Raw genomic sequence first — 18,612 nt, 5'->3', positions numbered from 1 at the left:
TCTTGCGGAAAGAGAGACAGACAGGCGGAGTCCTTCTCCGCCTGCCGGCCTCGTTCCGTTAGGGCTTCAGATTAGCCTCGCCGTAGTTAACCGTGCTGGACCAGTTCATGTCGGTGCCGGTCCACATCGTTTGACTGTCGCGCTGTCCGCCGTTGTCGTCATCGTTGTTCGCCACGTCGATGCCGATGACCAAATCCTGTGCGGCGGCGACGTTGAGATTTGTCCACGGAATGGCGATTTCCCCTTGGTAACCGCCGGCGATCGGCGTGATTTGATGCACGACGCCCGTCGTCCGGTTGTTGCGTTCGTATAGCGCGGGGTCGTTGTATCCGACCGTGAACTGCCGGTCGAACGAATCGTAGGACGATCCCTTGTTGTAATTGGCGTCGAGATAAATATCGACCGAGTCGTCTTCCCAACTATTAGCGGAATCGTTCTTCAACGAAGAGTCAAGCACGATAAAGCCCACGTACAGGTTGTTGCTGTCCCATTTCACGTCGAAAGTCGCCGTATTGTTGGGCGTGCCGCTGAGCGTCTTGGCGACCGGAGTCGTAACGTTCCACGCCGATTCGTTAACGACGCCGTCGACCGTAATCGCCGAAGCGGCTTCCGCCTCCAGGGCGCTGCCGTTCAGCGTCAATTCGCCGAAGGCGGACGTGTTGGTCCAGTTGTTGGCCGTGCCCGCCCACATCGATTGGCTCTCGCGGTACAAGCCGTCGTCATCGTCGTTGCTCGCCGCGTCGAAGCCGATCTTCATGCCCGGCGTCGGCGTGACGCCGAGATGGCTCCACGGAACGACGAGCTCCGCGGACAGCGTCGTGCCCGAAGCGCTCACGCCGTGCAAGACGCCGGTCTTGCGATTATTGCGCTCGTATAACACGGTATCGTTATAACGGATCGTATATTGCCGGTCGTACGTATCGTACGAAGAGCCCTTGTTGTTGTTGGCGTCGATATAGACGTCGAACGAATCGTCGTCGGATGGAGCGGCCGAGTCGTTGAACATCGCGCGGTCTTCTTGCTGAAGAGCCACGTACAGGTTCGTGTCGTCCCATGCGACGCGGTAGTTAAACGCGTTGTCCGGAACGCCAAGCGTCGCTTTGGTCGCCGCTTTGGAAGGAGAAGCAGCCCACACGCTCTCGTTCAGAACCCCGTCCGCCGTAACCGCCGCGGACGTTTTCGCTGCCGAGAAGCGCGGTACGGAAGCCGTCGTCGCCGTATATTCGTTCGCGCCGATGTCGGGAGCGCCGTTGTAAAGCGCCGTTCCCCAGAAATCCTTGCCTCCGTTGCTCGCGATAACGGCACCCGCGTTGATCGCCGGGGAAGTCGACTTCAGCTTGTATCCGCCGACCGTCGATCTGCCGTCCATGCCCGCTCCCCCTTGTACGAACTGGGGATCGGCCGCTACCGCGCTCGTATCCGACGCCGGAGCCGTATGACCGTAGTACAGGTTGTTGCTGAACGTAGGGCTGGCCGGGTAATTCACCGGAACGCTTACGTGGAAAATATTGTTTTTGTACACGTTACCGACCCGATTGCGGATGCGGAGTCCTTGACCATTGTTGCTGTAGATCGTGTTGTTATAGACTTGCGTATTCTCGGTGAAGATCGAGAACGTCGTGTCGTTCCAATGGTAATGATCGTCGTTCTGGCTGATGTTGTACCTGTAAACGATATCGGCATGCGAGTTGTACATCGTCATCAGGATGCCGCCCGCGTTGTTATGCGTGTAGTTGTATTGGAAAATATGCGTACCCCAGGTATGGAAATCGACATCGAAGGCGGCGGAGTCGCTCTCCCCTTGATTTTGAAACCGCGTACGGCCGACTTCGTTGTACTGGAACACCGCGTTATTGGTTGCCCAGCTCCACATGCTCGCGATCCATTTGTAGTTGTTGCCGTTGACGCCCGCGTCCAATCCGGCGTTATACTCGATCAGCGGCGCGTTGGCGTAGCCGACGACGATCGAGTCCGCGCCCGTCCGGCTGATGAAGTTGTTGCGGATGACGACGTTCGTGTTCCAGTTGGAGAACGTCGCGTAGTCGTTCCACTGGGCCGCGACCCCGTTCATGTACATGCCGATCGTCGTCGTATCGTGAATGAGGTTGTTCTCGATCCGCAGGTCGTTGAAGTTCGCCACGGGCGAGCCCGTCGGGCCGTCCGTCGTCATGACGTAAATGGCGGCGTTCAAATACATGAGCGTATCCCGGTTCGAACTCCCTTTGATATGGTGAATATTGTTGTTCAGGATGTAAATGCCGTCCAGCGTGTTAACGCCATTCCCTTCGACCAAGATGCCGCTGCGCTGCGCTTCGGCCGCCGCGTCGTTGACGATCTCGAAATCCCGGATCGTCACGTATTCCACGTTGTACAGATGAACGGCTTTCAGCGTACCGTTCCCGTTCAGGATCGGGCTCGGACCGTCGCCGTAGCGCCCGAACGTGATCCGCTCGGCGGCGGTGCCCGAACCTAGCGGTTTCAGCGTACCCGTCCAAGTGCCGCCGGTTTTGAAAAGAACCGAATCGCCGGGCTGGAAAGTAAAGGCGTTTACTTTGGCGAGCGACTGCCATGGCGCGCTCGTGCTCGTGCCGCTGTTCGTGTCGTTGCCCGAAGCGGAATCGACGTAATACGTCGTGCCGGCCGCGGCCGCGGGGGCTGGCGCCGCGACCGTTGCGAACAAACCGACGAGAAGAGCGGCAATGACGAGAAGAGCCGATCTGCGGATGGACGCCAAGGATTGAAGTATCATGATTTGCCTCCTTTTTTTATCGTTCTGCTTGCTCCGAAACTTTCGTCTGTCTCGATGCTGCGGCTTACGGAACGGACGGCCTCCCGTCCATTACATTCCCCCTTCACTCCCGCGGGACGCGCCTGCGATCTCGCTCTGCCGGCAATCGTCCTCTTTCGCCTTAACTGTATAATGGAAATTCCGCGCTCCGCTACCGGACGATTTGATTTTTTTAACGGTTTTGTTCCCAATAACGGAGAAAGCCCTCGGCTCGTCGAAGACGAGCGGAGAGCTTCTTGCTTAATCAACCTGTACCTGGACGGACCACGGACCTTCCAGCCAATCGATCGGATTCAAGAGCATGGCGAGTCGTAAACCCGGATCTCCGTCACCGAAGCCCGCCGGCTCCCGTTCGTCGCTTCGACCACTAGCCGAAGTTGATCGGTCGTCACCCGGGCGGGAAGCCGATGGACCCTTTTCCTTTTTCGGTTGCCCTTCTCCTCGTGAACCGGGATCCAGCCCTTCTCCGACTTTATTTCCAAGCGATAATCCCGAACCAATTCCGGCATGATCTCGTATGGCGTGCGATGGTGATGCAAATTGATCAAATCTTCGTTCACGTCGTCGTTAAAAGTAAGATGGATTTCCGCGAACGGAATCGGCTCCGGCCATGTCAGCCGGATCCACTCCTCCGTTCCGGGCGCCATTCGGTCGGACAACCATACGTTAGGGCCGCCGTAAGGCCGGGCGTAGCCGTTCAGGATTTGACTTGGCGAATAGGCGGACGTCCGGGGGTGAACGCGCAGGCAGAACGGTTTGCGGTGCACGCCGCGCATGCTCCACTTCGCGACGGGATCCGAGCAAGCGAGATCCGCCAGCGATTCGTCCCCTTCGCCTTCGTCTTGGCGCCGTTCGAACCCGAGAACGCCGAACAACGGTTCGTCCGACAAGTACAGACGAACGTGCGGATTCGCGCGCACGATGACGAACGCGTTCCGGGGTTCGTCCGGACGATAGAGGACGGGCACCTCTGCCCACTGATTCTCGCCGGCCGGTACCGTTATAGAGAAAGCGGAAACCTTCTCCGCCGGAACGTAGTTTATCTTCTTTCCCGTATGCCACAGTTCGATGTCCAGTCTCGTGGAGCGATCCGCGTCCAGTAACAGTTCGATCCTCTCGAGAGGACCATCAACCGGAAAAAGCAGCCCTACGCTCGCGTTCAAGGAATAAGCTTCGGATGCGCCGACGATATCGATCCGCTGGCATGTGCTCGAAGCGTCCGCCGTCGCCGACCTCGCTAAATCCAGCGGATCTTCGTTCGCCACGCCGATGAGGGAAGCGTCCTGCCGGAGCAGCGTTTGCTGGAGAGACGCGATATCGCGCAGCAGAAGCTCGCGGGGCGTAACGCCTTTTTGCGCGCACAGCGCCGCGCCGGTTCCTGCCGCCTCTCCCATGACGGCGCACGTCGCCATCACCCTCGTCGTGCCGAACGCCACGTGCGACGCGCTAATATTGCGCCCGGCAAACAGCAAATTATCGACGTTCCGGGAATAGAGAGAACGGAACGGGATATGGTAGTTACCGTCCGCGAACAAGTGACGGGATCCGCTTTCCTCCGCGTACATGCCTTGAGGCGGATGAAGATCGATCGACCAGCCTCCGAAGGCTACCCGGTCGTCGAACGGCTCTTGGGCGAGAATATCGAGCTGGTTCAGCACGTAGTCGCCCACGAATCGCCGATACTCGCGTTTGCCGGGAACGGATCCCACCCACTCCAACGTCAGACTGTCCGCGTCGAACTTGCCGGAATTTTTGATATAATCCCATATGCCGTAAATGACCGACCATAGCTCATCCCGAATCCGTTCGTTGTCATGTACCGTATCGAGCTCGCCGCCCCATTCGATCCACCAATAGTGGCAGCCCGAGTCGCCGCTTCGGATAATTCTCCTCATTGGAATCGACGTTTGGGTAATGTCTTTGGCGAACGCCGGAGCGATAAACCGAACGGGATGCCCCGCGTCTTTCGTATAGAACAGCAGCGTGCTTCCGAGCGTGATGTCGTCGGGGGCCTCCGGCGCCCATTCTTCGCCGTATTCGGCTTTGGCTTCCCTGCCGATCCGGAATTCCGCTCCGGCCATGAAGCCTGCCAATCCGTCGCCCGTGCAGTCCAGATAGACGGGACTTTCATAACGAATCCGCCGTTCGGAGCCCATCATCCATCCCGTTACCGCTTGGATGCGACGATCTTCCGCGCCGCCGACGGCTTCTACCTCATGCACGTCCGTGTTCAGAAACAACCGGATATTCGGTTCGGCCCGAACGGCTTCCAACAAGACGAGATCCCATAAATAAGGGTTCCCTTCCGGATTCCGGTATTGATTCTCCAAGAACAATTCTCCTATAATGCCCGTTTCTCTCGCATACCGGTTCGTTCCGTGGCCCGTCGCTCCGCAAACCCATACCCGCACCTCGCTGCTCGAATTCCCCCCTAGAACGGGACGGTTTTGCACGAGGGCTACCGTTCGGCCGAGCCTTCCGGCGGCAATCGCGGCGCATACGCCGGACAGCCCCCCTCCGACTACCGTAATATCCGTGACAACCTTTTCATTCCGCATGCGGATCCTCCTCTATATCACTTAAAATATCCTCCATTTCATGATAAAGTGTGGTTATGTCGAATTGAATCCACGGTTTTTCAGTATTTCATATCCGTTATTTCAATTATAGAAAGGAGCGATAAAGATGATGTACTCCCCGGTACGCCTCGTTTCCCATTTCTTTTGGCAGGACAAACGACAGTTTGCTTTGGATCGGGATCGATACGAGTGTTGGACAATGTTTGCTCCGGTGCAAGGAAAATTCTCGTTTCAAATCGGCCTTCATACGGGAGTAGGAGAATTCGGTCGAGTCGTCGTATGTCCGCCGAATACGGACTTCGCGCGAACCGTCATGGAGCCTCTTAGCTTTCACTTCTTTCATTTTCGCGTCGAAGCGGCTTCTCTATCGCAAAGAGAAATCGAAGGAAGCTTATCCGGATGGCTCGACATCGGAGACCATGCAAGAGTTCGATCGACTTACCGGTTCATCGGTCAGCCGGGCCTTCAACCGGAACTGCTTGAGCATTTCCTGAACGACCTGTGGCTGCTGGCGACTACGAAAGCACCCGGTAATCTGGCGGTCTTGTCCGATACGACGGATCCTTTGATGGAGGAAGCAAAAAAACGGATAGCGAAGAGCGCGTTCGGACCGATCTCCCTGCGAACTATTGCCTCATCGCTCGCATTGACGCCCGTTCAGTTGACCCGGCGTTTCCGGTCGGCGTTCGGCGTCGCCCCGTTGGATTTCCTTACGGAGCTTCGGTTGGAGAAAGCTTGTTTGCTGCTGTCGGATACGTATGAAACGCTGGAAGAAATCGCCGGACAATGCGGCTATGAGAGCGGATATTATTTGAGCCGCCTGTTCCGCGGCCGTAAAGGCGTATCCCCCTCCGAATACAGGAGACGGTTTCGGGTGTGAAGTCATACGGCTTTCTGTGCGCACGCACAATTAAACCCCCGCACCGGTAGACGCGGGGGTTTAAGCGATGTGTGCTATGACTGATAATCGTTACTTCAAAATCGCTTCGATCGCGGACAGCTCGTCCGCCGAGAAGTCGAGGCGCTTCAGCATGTCGACGTTGTCGTCGAGCTGGCTCGTCTTGCTCGCGCCGACTAACACGCTAGTTACTCTTTCGCCGCGTAACACCCAAGCCAGCGCCATCTGCGCCAGCGACTGGCCGCGCGACAACGCGAGTTCGTTCAGCTTGCGTACTTTTTCGATTTTCTCGGGCGTAATGCTGCCTTCGTTCAAGAATACGGAAGCGCCGGCCGCGCGGGAATCCTTCGGAATGCCGCCGAGATACTTGTTCGTCAGCAAGCCTTGCTCCAGCGGAGAGAACACGATGGAGCCGACGCCGCCCTCTTCGAGCACGTCCTGCAAGCCGTCTTCGATCCACCGGTCGAACATGCTGTACCGAGGCTGATGAATGAGCAGCGGCGTGCCGAGTTCCTTCAGGATGCGAATCGCTTCCTTCGCTTGCGGCGCCCGATAGTTCGAGATGCCGACATACAGCGCCTTCCCCGAACGAACGGCGTAATCAAGCGCCGTCATCGTCTCTTCGAGCGGCGTTTCCGGATCCGGACGGTGATGGTAGAAGATGTCCACGTAGTCGAGACCCATCCGCTTCAGGCTTTGGTCGAGGCTGGAGATCAAGTATTTGCGCGAGCCCCAATCCCCGTAAGGACCTTCCCACATGTTGTAGCCGGCCTTCGACGAGATGATCATCTCGTCACGGTATGGCTTCATGTCGGTCGCGAGCAGACGGCCGAACATTTCTTCCGCCGAACCGGGAGGCGGACCGTAGTTGTTCGCCAAGTCGAAGTGGGTAATGCCGAGATCGAACGCGTGCCGGACAAGCGCCCGCCCGTTCTCGAAAGAGTCGATGCCGCCGAAATTATGCCACAAACCTAAAGAAACGGCGGGAATTTTCAGTCCGGAGCGTCCAACCCGATTGTACTTCATCGTCTTGTAACGCTCGGTATTCGCTTGATAGACCATCCTACATGCACCTCGCTATTCGGATATAAGGCCTGCCGCCAGCCCGTCCGGCTGCGGCAGCGCCAGCAATTGCGGCCCCGATTCTTCTCCCGAGTACAGGAAGACGAGAACCGAAGGTCTGGAACGATCGACGCGGCCTTCTTCCACCCATGCGCCGTAATCGAACGGAAGCCGGTCGAGCGTGCCTTTCTTCTGAAGCTCCCGCTCGTCCATGCCGAGCTTGGCCGCGGCGTATTTCAACCCGGACGTCCAGTCCTTCTTCTCCATCCGGTTGTCTTCCCACCACAGCTTGCGCGGCTTGTACTTGTGCTGCAAGTAATAGTCGATCTTCAGCAAGCCGAGGGCGACGTCGCGATCGAGCTCCGGCCGGGCATCGTCCCGCAGGAACGCCCACAGTCTCGAGAACAGATCCTCCAGCTGATGGCCGATACGGCTCCATCCCCGAGCTTCCCAATAATCGCCGAACGCTTGGAAGAAGTCGAACGGAGACGGATAAGCCTCGCGGATCAAATACTCCATCGTCCGGTCCATCCGGTGCGCGTTCCAGAACTTCTCCAGCACGTCTTCGACCCTCTTGATGCGCACGATATCGCCGAAAGGCATCAGGTCGTTGCCGAGCATCTCGTAAGGCGCGCGGTCCGAGTAGACGTACCCGTACTTCGCGGCGTCGATTCGCAGGCCGGTTCCCCGCAGCATCTTCAAGAAGCCGAGCTGCAGCTCTTCGGGACGAAGCGCGAACACGTCGTTGAACGTCTTGCGGAACGTATCGTAATCCTCGTGCGGAAGGCCGGCGATGAGGTCGAGATGCTGGTCGATCTTCCCGCTCTCCTTGACCTTGACCACGGTGCGCGTCAGCTTGGCGAAGTTCTGGCGGCGTTGCACGGCGAGATTCGTCGGATCGTTCGTCGATTGCACGCCGATCTCGAACCGGAAGATGCCCGGAGGCGCCTTCTCCGCCAGGAAGTCGAGTACCTCTGGACGCATGATGTCGGCCGTGATCTCGAATTGGAACACGCAGCCGTTATGGTTATCGATGAGGAACTGGAACACTTCCATCGCGTAGTCGCGCTTGATGTTGAACGTCCGGTCGACGAACTTGATCAGCTTGGCCCCGTTGTCGATCAAGTATTTGATCTCGCCCTTCACCCATTCGATATCGAAGTAACGGACGCCGACCTCGATGCTCGACAGGCAGAACTGGCAGCTGAACGGACAACCCCGGCTCGTCTCGAAATAAACGACGCGGTTGCGCATCGGAATCAAATCTTCGTCGAACCGGTAAGGGGACGGGATCGCGTTCAATTCGAGCTTCGGTCTCGGCGGATTAATGACGACTTGTCCGTCCTTGCCGCGGTAGGCCATGCCGAACACGAAGTGATATTTCCGTTCTCCCGCGATCTGGCGAAGCAAATCCCGGAACGTCTCCTCGCCTTCCCCCATGACGATGAAGTCGACGGAAGTCAGCCGGTTCATCCAATATTCGGTGTCGTAGGACACTTCCGGACCGCCGAGCATGATCTTCACGTCCGGCAGCACCTTGCGCAGCATATCGACGATGACGATCGTCTCTTCGATATTCCAAATATAACAGGAAAAGCCGATGACGTCGGGATTCTTCGAATACAAATCGGCGGCGACGCCCATTGACGGGTCTTTGATCGTATATTCGGCGATTTCCACCTCGAACTCGTCCTTGGCATAAGCTTTCAAATATCTCAAGGCGAGCGAAGTGTGAATGTATTTGGCGTTCAACGTCGCGAGAACGACTTTCATGACGGTATCCTTTCTCTTGCAGGGGTTTGCTTATATTGTACAAGAAAAAGAGCCGAAAATAAAAAAAACGAGCTGCGCTCGCCCGCAAGCGGCACATGCCCGTCTTTTTCGCCGGCCGTACAACTTATCAATTTACACTATACCCGTAATAATAGATACCGCTACCCGGGTTATAATTGACGACGACATAGATCGGGCCAGTCGAACCCGTGCTGAACGAAATGCTGGAAACGCCGACCGGCTTCGTTGCGATAACGCTGCCGCCGCTGCTGAGCACGGACATTGACATCGCGGAATACCCGTTCAACATATGTGATCCCATGGGCACATTGTTGATTTTCCAATAGTCGACCGTATCGCTGTCGTTAACGAATCCGCCGGCTCCTTCTCCGTAATTGTAAGCGTTGGCTGTCGCCAGGGTGTTGTTCGACTCAGTTTCGCTCGCAGCGAACGCGGTCGCCGCGAAGGCAAACAGCATCACCATCGCCAACATCCAAAGTCCAACCTGTTTGAGCAAAGCTTTCTTCATCAATCATCACTCCCGTTCACGATTAGAATATTCCGACCGGCAGGAAGATTATAACACTGCGGAGCGATGGATTTTGATCTCATCGTAACCAGTTTCAGATCATATGGTAACCAGTTTCGATTAAGTTGTTAGAAATGCTGGCAAAACAACCTGCTCAGCTGGTTAGCAGGCGGGTTGTCTCCGGCAGGCTCGGCGAGGGTTATACGTCCAATCCGCCGTCTGCGATCACTTTTTGGATAAAATAGTAGCTGTCCTTCGGATGACGCTCGAACGTCTCGTAGTTCGTGTAGACGATGCCGAACCGCTTGCGGTAGCCTTCCACCCATTCGAAGTTGTCGAGCAGCGACCATGCGAAGTAGCCTTTCAGCGGAACGCCGGACTCGATCAGGCGATGGCACTGGATGAAGTGCTTGCGGAAGTACTCCGTGCGAAGCACGTCGTGTACGCGGTTATCTTCGGCCAGTACGTCCTCGTAGCACGCGCCGTTCTCCGTAATGTAGATCGGCGTATCGCCGTACTCTTCGTGCGCCCAAGACAACACTTTGTACAAGCCGTCCGCGTACACGTTCCAATCCATGTACGTTTTGTCGAAGCCGACTTGCACCTCTTCGCAGTCGAACAAGCCTTCGTCCTTCTTGTAACGGCCGAATCCGCCGCTGTAGAAGTTCACGCCGATGAAATCTATTTTCTGGGAGATCGTCTCCATGTCGCCCGGCAGAATCGGCACGGTAGCGCCTTTCGTCTTGAACCAGTCGACCATGAACTGCGGGTACGTGCCCTTGAACGTCGGCTCCATGAACCACTCGTTGTTGTAAGCGCGGTTGCGACGAGCGGCTTCCACGTCTTCCGGCTTCGTCGAATACGGCTCGAACCAGTACAGATTGTGCGTCGTGCCGATCTCGCCTGGGATGCCGAGCTCGCGGAACAGCTTGACCGCTTCCCCGTGCGCGACCATGCAGTGATGGGCGACGTTAACGGCCAATTGCAAATCCGTGTTGCCCGGCGCATGGGCGCCGATGTAGTTGGAGAGGAAGGAGACGCACCACGTTTCGTTAAACGTGATCCATTGCTTGATTTTGCCGTCGAACGCCTTGAACACGACTTCGGCGTACTTCACGAACGCGTCTATCGTATCGCGATTGTCCCAGCCGCCCTTGTCTTGCAGCGCCTGCGGCAAATCCCAGTGATACAGCGTCACGCACGGCTCGATGCCCGCTGCGATCAGCCCGTCGACGACGCGACGGTAATAGTCCAAGCCTTTCTCGTTCACTTCGCCCGTTCCTTGCGGAAAAATGCGGGGCCACGCGATCGAGAAACGGTAAGCCTTCACGCCGAGTTTCTTCAGCAGCGCGATATCTTCCTCGTAACAGTGATAGCTGTCGCACGCGAGATCGCCGTTGTCGTTATTGAACACTTTGCCCGGCGTATGGGAGAACGTGTCCCAAATGGACAATCCCCGTCCGTCTACTTGATAGGCGCCTTCGATCTGGTACGAGGCGGTCGCCGTTCCCCAGACGAAATCTTTCGGAAAATCGATTCTTGCCACTGCAAATCCCTCCAAGTGGTTATCGTTGATGGAAAACGATTTCTATCACTAGAATATTCGCTTTGCCCGAAGAAAATCCTGCCCGGAGGGACGGAAAACGTTTTATTTATTTTTTGCCAGTCGGCAACAGGGCTCTGGCCGTGGATTCCAGCTTGTCGCGGAATTGCTTAACCGCCGGCACGTCCTCTTGCATGCCGTCTATGCCTTCGACGAATACGGCGCCTTTCGTTTCGGCGAGCACGTCGAGAAGCTGCTTCGTCATCTTCCCGGTGACCGTACCGCCATGGTCGGCGACCGTCTGCTCGAATTGCTTCTTCGTATCCGGCAACAGATGGAACGTCTCCCAATCGAAAATCGGCGTATTATCGAGGCCGATCAAATACATTTGCAAATAATTAACGAAAGTCTGCTCGATGGCTTCCCGCTCCGGGCTGTCCGGGAAAGCGACGACGTAGCTTTCGGCGGCGAGCGTCCGCGAAGCCAGCTCGTCGAGCGAAATGATGAGTCCTCCGTCGCTTGCGGAAGGGTTGTCCGACTCCGCGGCTCTTACGTCCAAATACGCGCTCATCGCTTCCGTCGTCTTAGCCGAGTAATCCGTCAACTTCCCGTAATCCACGACGGGGAAAATAAAGCCTTCGGCCGTTTCCAGCTTATAGCCGCCTTCCAGCGTGCCGTGAACGAGGCTGCTCAGCGAATCGTCTTTCAGACCGTCGACCTGCTTCTCGTCGATCGGCCATTTCAGGCCGATGAGCTTGGCCTGCACGTCGTCCGCTTCGTATTTCTTCTCGAGCACGGGCAGATCGGACTCGTAATACTTTTCCAACTCGCGAATCATTTCATCCGCTTGCTCGGGCTTTACTTGCCCGATATCGGTTTTCAGCTTTCCGTATAATTCGTCAACCGCCGGCCCTTGCGACGCAAGCTGGACGAAATCTTTCAAGATCGACACGCCCGGATCCGCACTAGGCGATTCGGAAGGCGATTCCGACGGCAATTGGAAGGACGCGGAAGGCGAAGCCGACGGCGACGGGGATGGCGACGCGGATGGCGATTCCTCGCCTCCGGACTTGGATCCGCAGCCCGCCAACAGGAGCGTTAACGCGATGATTCCTGTCGTCGCTTTGAAACGTAAGTTCATAGGGGTAAAACCTCCTTCTTCATGTAACCATTGAACGAACCGGTGCCGGGTTATGTTGCGATGGCTGCGAAGAGGATCGCTAACGGTTTCGATTCCATACGAATTAGACGGTTCGAAAGTATGATTTGTTTCTCTCCGGGTGGAGATTCCCTTTCACGCGACCGCAAGGATACGGTACAATATAACGACAAACAGAGACGGAAAGGGAGAAACCAAACCGATGACTTACCGACTTATCGCCATGGATTTAGACGACACGCTGTTGACCGACGAGCTGACGGTGACCGATGCGACCCGGCAAGCGATGGCCGAAGCCGTCGCGAAAGGCGTCCATCTGACGATCGCTACCGGCCGGATGTTCGACTCCGCCCAACGAATCGCCCGCCAGGTCGGACTGAACGTCCCGATCATAACGTACCAAGGGTCGCTGATCAAGAACTTGCTCGACGAAGAAGTGCTGTACGAGCGCTCCGTTCCCGTCGACGTCGCCGAGGAGCTACACGCCTACTGCCAACAGAACGGCTTGCACCTGCAAAGCTACATCGACGACAAGCTGTACGTCCCCGAAGACAACGACAAGGTCAAAGGCTACGCGAAGCAGTCCAAAATTCCATATCTCGTCGAGTCCGACTTCTCCCGCATCATCGCCAGCGACCGGCAGACGAAGCTGCTGATCATCGACGAGCCCGCGAAGCTCGACGCGATGCTGCCCGGATTAAAGGAACGTTTCGGCGGGCGCGTCCACTTGACCAAGTCCAAGCCGAATTATCTCGAGTTCATGCATCCCGAAGGCACGAAAGGCCATGCGCTTCGGTTCCTAGCCGCCCATTACGGCATTCCGATGGAACAAACGATCGCGATGGGCGACGCCATGAACGACCACGAGATGGTCGAAGCGGCCGGTCTCGGCGTCGCGATGGCGAACGCGGTTCCGGCGCTGAAAGCCGTCGCCGACTTCGTCACCCTCGGCAACAACGAGGACGGCGTCAAGCACGTGCTGGACAAGTTCGTGCTGAACGCGTAACGCGATTATAAAAAAAGTGCCGGCTCAAGACGAACAGTCTTGAGCCGACACTTTTTTCGCATCCGTTTCCGCGAATTCCGCCGTTACCACCTATGTGAACGATGAAATTCATCGTTAATTGAGGCAGCATGCTCGTCAACATTCGATTGGAGGCGACACGCCACGGTTCAGACGCCCAGCTTTTTCTCCATCGTAAGCGCTTTGACCGTGCCTTGCGGACGGACGACCAGTTCCTGGTCAACGATCTCGTACCCCATGTTCTGGTACAGTACGAGATTGTTCTGAACCGATTGGCGCACTTTGCAGCGGCTGACGTTAAGCCCTTTGGACACCGCGTGCCGCTCGATCCATTGGACGAGCTTGCGGGCATGTCCCCTTCTGCGGCGGCTCGGGATGACGGACAACCGGAAGAAGTAGATCGAATCCCCTTCGATCTTGAACCGCACCATGGCGGAGGCGGTATCGTCCTCGTACAGGATCGCGGCGGACTCCGTTCCGTCCTTGAGCGCTTGCGCGATGCCTTCTTCCGTCTCCTCGAGGGCGCTGGAAGGCGGGATCGCCGTCCGGTACTCCTCGAATGCGATCATCATGAGCGAGTATAACGTATCCGCGTCTTCCGCGGTCGCTTCGCGAACGCTGATCTCGGGATCCTTGCGAAGCTTCGGCTGACCTTGGGGCTTGGCCAATACGACGGCAGGCTTCCCTCCCGCCTCCGCTGCCTCGCCGGCATCCGAATCGCCGTCCGCGTTCCCGGCCGCTTCGCCGGATTCCGTCGATTCCTGCGCGGGCGCCGTTGTGATCCGCGTGTCGCCGCGGAAGTAATCCCTCGTCGGCTTGAGCAAGTAGAGCAACATCACGAGGAAAGAAGCCATTAACTGTATCGGATTAATGAAAAACCCGAACAGAAAATTCAGAAACGCGAAGACGATGGACAGGAAATATTTCCGTTTGTTGATCGCCACGATAAAGTAAATCATCGATAGCAAAGAGAAAATAAAGAACGGAACGTAAAAGCTCATTTGCTCTTTGATCTCGCCGTAATTGAGGCTCGCGAGAATGACGAGAAACATAGCGATTTTGAAGTAGGACACGTACTGCATGATGCGAATGCTGGTTGGTTTCGTCAAAAAAAGTCCTCCCTGTTCGTCGACCGTCGATATTCGAATAGTATACCAAAAAAAGCCGAGCGGTGACTAGCGCACCTACGTCGGCTTTTCTTTTTATCGACCCGCCAGCACTTGATACCAGATTCCGCGCTTCGAGTACAGCGTATCGCGCACCTGATCCCAACCTCCGAGATAGTCGATCGTGAACAAATCCTTCGGTTGCGGAAACTTATCGCCCAGTTCGGCCGCCAGCTTCTCCTCGACCGGACGGAAGCCGTGCTTGGCGAACAGCTTCTGCGCTTCGCTCGAGTACAAGTACGCCACGAACGCGTCGGCCGCTTCCCGGACGCCGTGACGATCGGCATTGCGATCCACGACCGCCGCCGGATTCTCGATCAGGATCGTGCTGGACGGCACGACGATGTCGTACGCGACTCCTTGCGCGATCCGCGCCAACAGCTCGTTCTCGTACGTCACGATGACGTCCCCGACGCCGTATTCGAACGCCGCCATCGACGCCCGCCCGCTTTTGTCCATCGACTCGATGTTACGGTGGACGTCCTCGAGGAACTTTTTGGCCGCGGCCGGATCTTTCGCGCCCGTCTCCCGCTCGGCCTTCTTCAAGCCCGCGCCGTAGATCGCGTTTATGTCCCATTGCGCGCCGCCGGACGTCTTCGGATTCGGATACAGCACCTTTACGCCCGGCTTCGCCAGATCGTCGAAATCCCGAATGCCAAGCGGATTGCCGGACCGCGTGCCGAGCACGACGATCGAGCGGGTGACCATGCCCTTGTACGAATTGTTCGCCCACTCTTGGTCGACGAGCCCGGCTTTCGCGAGCTTCCGCATATCCCCTTCGAGCGCGAGCAGCGTCACGTCCGCCTCGAAGCCGCCGATGATCGCGCGGGCTTGCGTGCCCGACGCCTCGTACGACTCTTGGAACGCGACCGTCTGCCCGGTCTTCTTCTTCCACTCGGCTTTGAACGCCGGCATGATTTCCTGCAACGCGTCTTTGGCGACGGAGTAAGCCCCGATCACGAGCGTCACGTCGCCCGCCGGTTTCGCCGAAGCGCCGGCCTCATTCGATTTCGGTTGGCCGTTGCCGCAGCCGCTAACGATCAATAGAACGAATATTGCCGCTATCCAACCCATTCGGCCGCTTCTGCTCGCAACATCGGCCATGCGGTTTCCCTTCATCGCTGTCCTCCCGCGGTGCCTTCGTAGGCTTCCGCCAATCATAGGTAGTTCAAAAAGTCCGATTTTGATCACGAAGCATAACAGGGAGCCTATTCGACGTCGAATCTTGAATTCAGCCGGGACTTCCGGTTCTCACGTAGGTTTGCCTACGCTCCGATCCTCATTCCCTAGCTTCATCCAACCTTCTCGGTGCTGAAAACCGAACTTTTTGAACACGCACTTAAATATGAACCGGCATCGGGTCTTCCTTGAGTTTGTTCTCCATGACCCAGCTGTCGTTATCGTTGAACAAGTAAGCGCGGTGAATCAACACTTGGACTTCCTCGCCCGGATGTAAAATGGCTTTCTCCAGCGAACGATACGTCACGAGGCGCGTCGCGCCGACTTCGACTTCCACCAGCCATTCGCTTCCGCGAAAATGGACATGGCGGACGCGTCCGGCGGCCGTCGCCGACAACAGCTCGAAGTCCGACGGCTTGCCGATCTCCACGTATTCCGGGCGAATGAGCGCCTTCGTTCCCGGCCATCCCGACGCTTCGCCGAAGCCGCGCAGCGAGGCGACGTCTTCCACGATCGTCGATTCGCCGATGAAGCCCGCGACGAAAGGCGATTGAGGATTTTTATATATTTCCCAAGGCGTGCCCTTCTGTTCCAGGCGGCCTTTGTTGATGATCATGATTTGGTCCGCGACTTCGATCGCTTCGTCCTGGTCGTGCGTCACGAAGATCGAAGTAATGCCCAACCGGTCGATCATGTCGCGCAGCCATGAACGCAGCTCGTGGCGGATCTTCGCGTCGATCGCGGCGAAAGGCTCGTCGAGCAGCAGCAATTGCGGTTCCGGGGCAAGAGCCCGGGCGAAAGCGACGCGTTGGCGCTGGCCTCCCGACAATTGGTGCGGATAACGCTTCTCGAAGCCGGACAGTCCCGTCAGCTCGACGAGCTCGGCGACGCGGGCTTTGATTTTATCCTTCGCCCACTTCTTCACTTCGAGCCCGAAAGCGATGTTGCCTTCGACGGTCATATGCTTGAAGAGCGCGTAGTTCTGGAAGACGAAGCCGATGCCGCGCTCCTGCGGAGGCAGATCGTTCACCCGTTTGCCGTGGAACAGTATTTCACCCGTATCGACGGATTCGAGGCCAGCTAGCATACGAAGGATCGAAGTCTTGCCGCCGCCGCTCGGACCGAGCAGGCCGATCAGTTGGCCTTTCTCGATCTCGAAGCTGACGTCCTTGACTGCTTGAAACTCGCCGAATTTCTTGTTCAATCCGCTGACTTCGATATGCATCTCAATGCACTTCCCTTCTCGATTTGGCCCATTCCATGAATAAGAGCAGCGTGACCGAGCCGGCCGCGAGTACGAGCGCTATCGCGTTGGCGGAGGTCAGGCTAAAGTTCTCGACGTCTTGGTACACAAGCGTCGTCGCTGTTTGCGTTTTGAACAAAATGTTGCCGGAGACGACGAGCACGGCGCCGAATTCCCCCAGCGCCCTCGCGACCGTCAGCACGACGCCGTAGACGACGCACCATCGGATCGAAGGCCACGTCACGCGCCAGAACGTCGTCCACGCGCCGGCGCCGAGCGTCGAAGCCGCTTCTTCCTGAGCGCTTCCGATCTCTTGAAGTACCGGCATGACTTCTCGGATAATAAGCGGGAACGTCACGAACAAAGTCGCGATGATCATGCCCGGCAACGCGTACAAGATGTCGATGCCGGCGTCGTTAAACAACGCGCCCAGCGCCGTTTCCGGTCCGAGAAGCAACACGATCATGAGTCCGCCGATGACCGGCGATACCGCGAACGGCAAATCGACGATGCTATTGAGCAACTGCTTAAGCTTGCGGCCCAACCACGTCGCTCGAACGAGATATAAGGAAAGCATAACGCCGAACACGGCGTTCACCGCGGTGACGATGACGACGATCAATGCGGTCATATACAATGCGTGCAGCGTCTCCGGCCGGGAAAGACCGGCCGAGAAACCGTTCCATCCTTCGTTGAAGGCTCCTTCTACGATCCTGACGAGAGGAGCGACGAGCAGCAAACCGAACACGGCGACCGTTAATCCGATCCATAGTCTTCTCATCCGTTTTTCCTCCTCATCTGAACGTAATTGACCGTCCATAGAATGACGAAAGAAAAAGTTAAGAGAAGCACGCTGACGGCGGTCGCGCCGACGGCGTTATCGCTCTCGATCTCCCCGAAAATGTACACAGAGGCGATCAATGTACGGCCCGGAATATTGCCGGCCACGAGCACGACCGCTCCGAACTCGGCGAGCGCCCTAGAGAATGCGAGCATCGCCCCGCTTAGGATGCCCGGGAGCATGTTCGGAAGAACGACGCGCCAGAACGTCTTCGCTTTCGTAGCGCCGAGCATGTACGCGGCTTCCTCTTCGGCGGCGTCCATCTCTTCGAGCAAAGGTTGAACCGCCCGAATCACGAACGGGAACGTGACGAATACCATCGCGATCACGATCGCGGGCTGGTGGAACAGGATCGTAAAGCCGAGCTTCTCCGCCAGCTCGCCCACGAAGCTGTGGGGGCCGAGCAACAGCAAAATCATGAGCCCCGCCACAGCCGTCGGCAACGCGAAAGGCAAATCCACCAGGCTATTCAGCAGTCGCCGTCCGGGGAAGCGGTAGCGGATCAACACCCATGCGGCCATCGTGCCGACGAATACGTTAACGACCGTGGCGATAATCGCCATTCGAACGGTGAGCAGTACGGCTTTCCATGCGAGCGGCTCCGTAATATTTTCAGCGAAGCTGGCCCAGCCTTTGGATAACGATTGCCCGTAGATGCCCAAAATCGGAAAAATGATCAATACGACGAAATAAAGCATGACGGCGCTGCGAAATCCCCAGCCCCACCAGCGACCCTGCAAAATGGAACTCACGTTGTCGTGTACCTCCCGAAGCTTTAAGAGGTTGTTCAAAAAGTCCGATTATGATCACGAAGTGAATCAGGAAGCT

General features: G+C 56.9%; 14 protein-coding genes. 2 read left to right on the top strand and 12 right to left on the bottom strand.

Annotation, left to right across the window (positions count from 1 at the left end):
- Window positions 1–58: 58 nt before the first annotated feature.
- Both ACFPPD_RS17865 and ACFPPD_RS17860 read right to left on the bottom strand, forming a co-directional pair.
- Window positions 59–2,749 (bottom strand): sugar-binding protein, encoded by a 2,691-nt coding sequence (locus ACFPPD_RS17865; RefSeq protein WP_209749008.1) that lies wholly within the window; start codon window positions 2,747–2,749, stop codon window positions 59–61.
- A gap of 332 nt (window positions 2,750–3,081) precedes the next feature.
- The gene (locus ACFPPD_RS17860; protein ID WP_209749009.1) at window positions 3,082–5,346 is read right to left on the bottom strand and encodes an FAD-dependent oxidoreductase; all 2,265 of its coding nucleotides are present in this window, start codon (window positions 5,344–5,346) and stop codon (window positions 3,082–3,084) included.
- Window positions 5,347–5,566: 220 nt separating this feature from the next.
- Here ACFPPD_RS17860 and ACFPPD_RS17855 point away from each other — a divergent pair, with 220 nt between their 5' ends.
- A complete protein-coding gene (locus ACFPPD_RS17855; RefSeq protein WP_209749010.1) occupies window positions 5,567–6,247 on the top strand; it encodes a helix-turn-helix domain-containing protein in 681 nt (226 codons plus the stop codon).
- A 90-nt stretch (window positions 6,248–6,337) separates the two neighbouring features.
- Here the strand turns inward: ACFPPD_RS17855 and mgrA are convergent, their stop codons facing one another.
- The 5 genes from mgrA to ACFPPD_RS17830 form a co-directional block, all read right to left on the bottom strand.
- Window positions 6,338–7,327 carry an L-glyceraldehyde 3-phosphate reductase gene (gene mgrA, locus ACFPPD_RS17850; RefSeq protein WP_209749011.1) on the bottom strand — a complete coding sequence of 330 codons (990 nt, stop codon included), beginning with the start codon at window positions 7,325–7,327 and terminating at the stop codon, window positions 6,338–6,340.
- Window positions 7,328–7,342: 15 nt separating this feature from the next.
- The gene (locus tag ACFPPD_RS17845) at window positions 7,343–9,100 is read right to left on the bottom strand and encodes a B12-binding domain-containing radical SAM protein (RefSeq protein ID WP_209749012.1); all 1,758 of its coding nucleotides are present in this window, start codon (window positions 9,098–9,100) and stop codon (window positions 7,343–7,345) included.
- 127 nt (window positions 9,101–9,227) lie between these two features.
- On the bottom strand, window positions 9,228–9,629 hold the full coding sequence (locus tag ACFPPD_RS17840; protein WP_209749013.1) for a hypothetical protein: 402 nt from the start codon (window positions 9,627–9,629) through the stop codon (window positions 9,228–9,230).
- Between the two features lie 199 nt (window positions 9,630–9,828).
- A complete protein-coding gene (locus ACFPPD_RS17835) occupies window positions 9,829–11,175 on the bottom strand; it encodes a GH1 family beta-glucosidase (RefSeq protein ID WP_209749014.1) in 1,347 nt (448 codons plus the stop codon).
- Between the two features lie 106 nt (window positions 11,176–11,281).
- On the bottom strand, window positions 11,282–12,313 hold the full coding sequence (locus ACFPPD_RS17830; protein ID WP_209749015.1) for a hypothetical protein: 1,032 nt from the start codon (window positions 12,311–12,313) through the stop codon (window positions 11,282–11,284).
- Window positions 12,314–12,533: 220 nt separating this feature from the next.
- Between ACFPPD_RS17830 and ACFPPD_RS17825 the strand changes: the two genes are divergently transcribed.
- Window positions 12,534–13,337: a Cof-type HAD-IIB family hydrolase gene (locus ACFPPD_RS17825; RefSeq protein ID WP_209749016.1), complete on the top strand. Its 804-nt coding sequence runs from the start codon at window positions 12,534–12,536 to the stop codon at window positions 13,335–13,337.
- 167 nt (window positions 13,338–13,504) lie between these two features.
- Here ACFPPD_RS17825 and ACFPPD_RS17820 read toward each other — a convergent pair whose 3' ends face one another.
- From ACFPPD_RS17820 to cysT, 5 genes are all read right to left on the bottom strand, one after another.
- Entirely contained in the window at window positions 13,505–14,464 is a 960-nt protein-coding gene (locus tag ACFPPD_RS17820; RefSeq protein WP_378082735.1) for a GNAT family N-acetyltransferase, read from the bottom strand.
- Window positions 14,465–14,557: 93 nt separating this feature from the next.
- Window positions 14,558–15,640 carry a sulfate ABC transporter substrate-binding protein gene (locus ACFPPD_RS17815; protein WP_378082734.1) on the bottom strand — a complete coding sequence of 361 codons (1,083 nt, stop codon included), beginning with the start codon at window positions 15,638–15,640 and terminating at the stop codon, window positions 14,558–14,560.
- Window positions 15,641–15,860: 220 nt separating this feature from the next.
- Window positions 15,861–16,925 carry a sulfate/molybdate ABC transporter ATP-binding protein gene (locus ACFPPD_RS17810; protein WP_209749017.1) on the bottom strand — a complete coding sequence of 355 codons (1,065 nt, stop codon included), beginning with the start codon at window positions 16,923–16,925 and terminating at the stop codon, window positions 15,861–15,863.
- A 1-nt stretch (window position 16,926) separates the two neighbouring features.
- On the bottom strand, window positions 16,927–17,724 hold the full coding sequence (locus ACFPPD_RS17805; RefSeq protein WP_209749018.1) for a sulfate ABC transporter permease subunit: 798 nt from the start codon (window positions 17,722–17,724) through the stop codon (window positions 16,927–16,929).
- Entirely contained in the window at window positions 17,721–18,482 is a 762-nt protein-coding gene (cysT, locus tag ACFPPD_RS17800; RefSeq protein WP_378082763.1) for a sulfate ABC transporter permease subunit CysT, read from the bottom strand. Before cysT ends, ACFPPD_RS17805 begins: the two co-directional genes overlap by 4 nt.
- Window positions 18,483–18,612 lie beyond the last annotated feature (130 nt).

Origin of the sequence: Cohnella suwonensis, from assembly GCF_042655365.1 — a bacterium.
GTDB classification, from domain to species: domain Bacteria; phylum Bacillota; class Bacilli; order Paenibacillales; family Paenibacillaceae; genus Cohnella; species Cohnella suwonensis.
The sequence above is the reverse complement of the archived record's forward strand: the minus strand, read 5'-3'. Positions and strand labels throughout refer to the sequence as shown.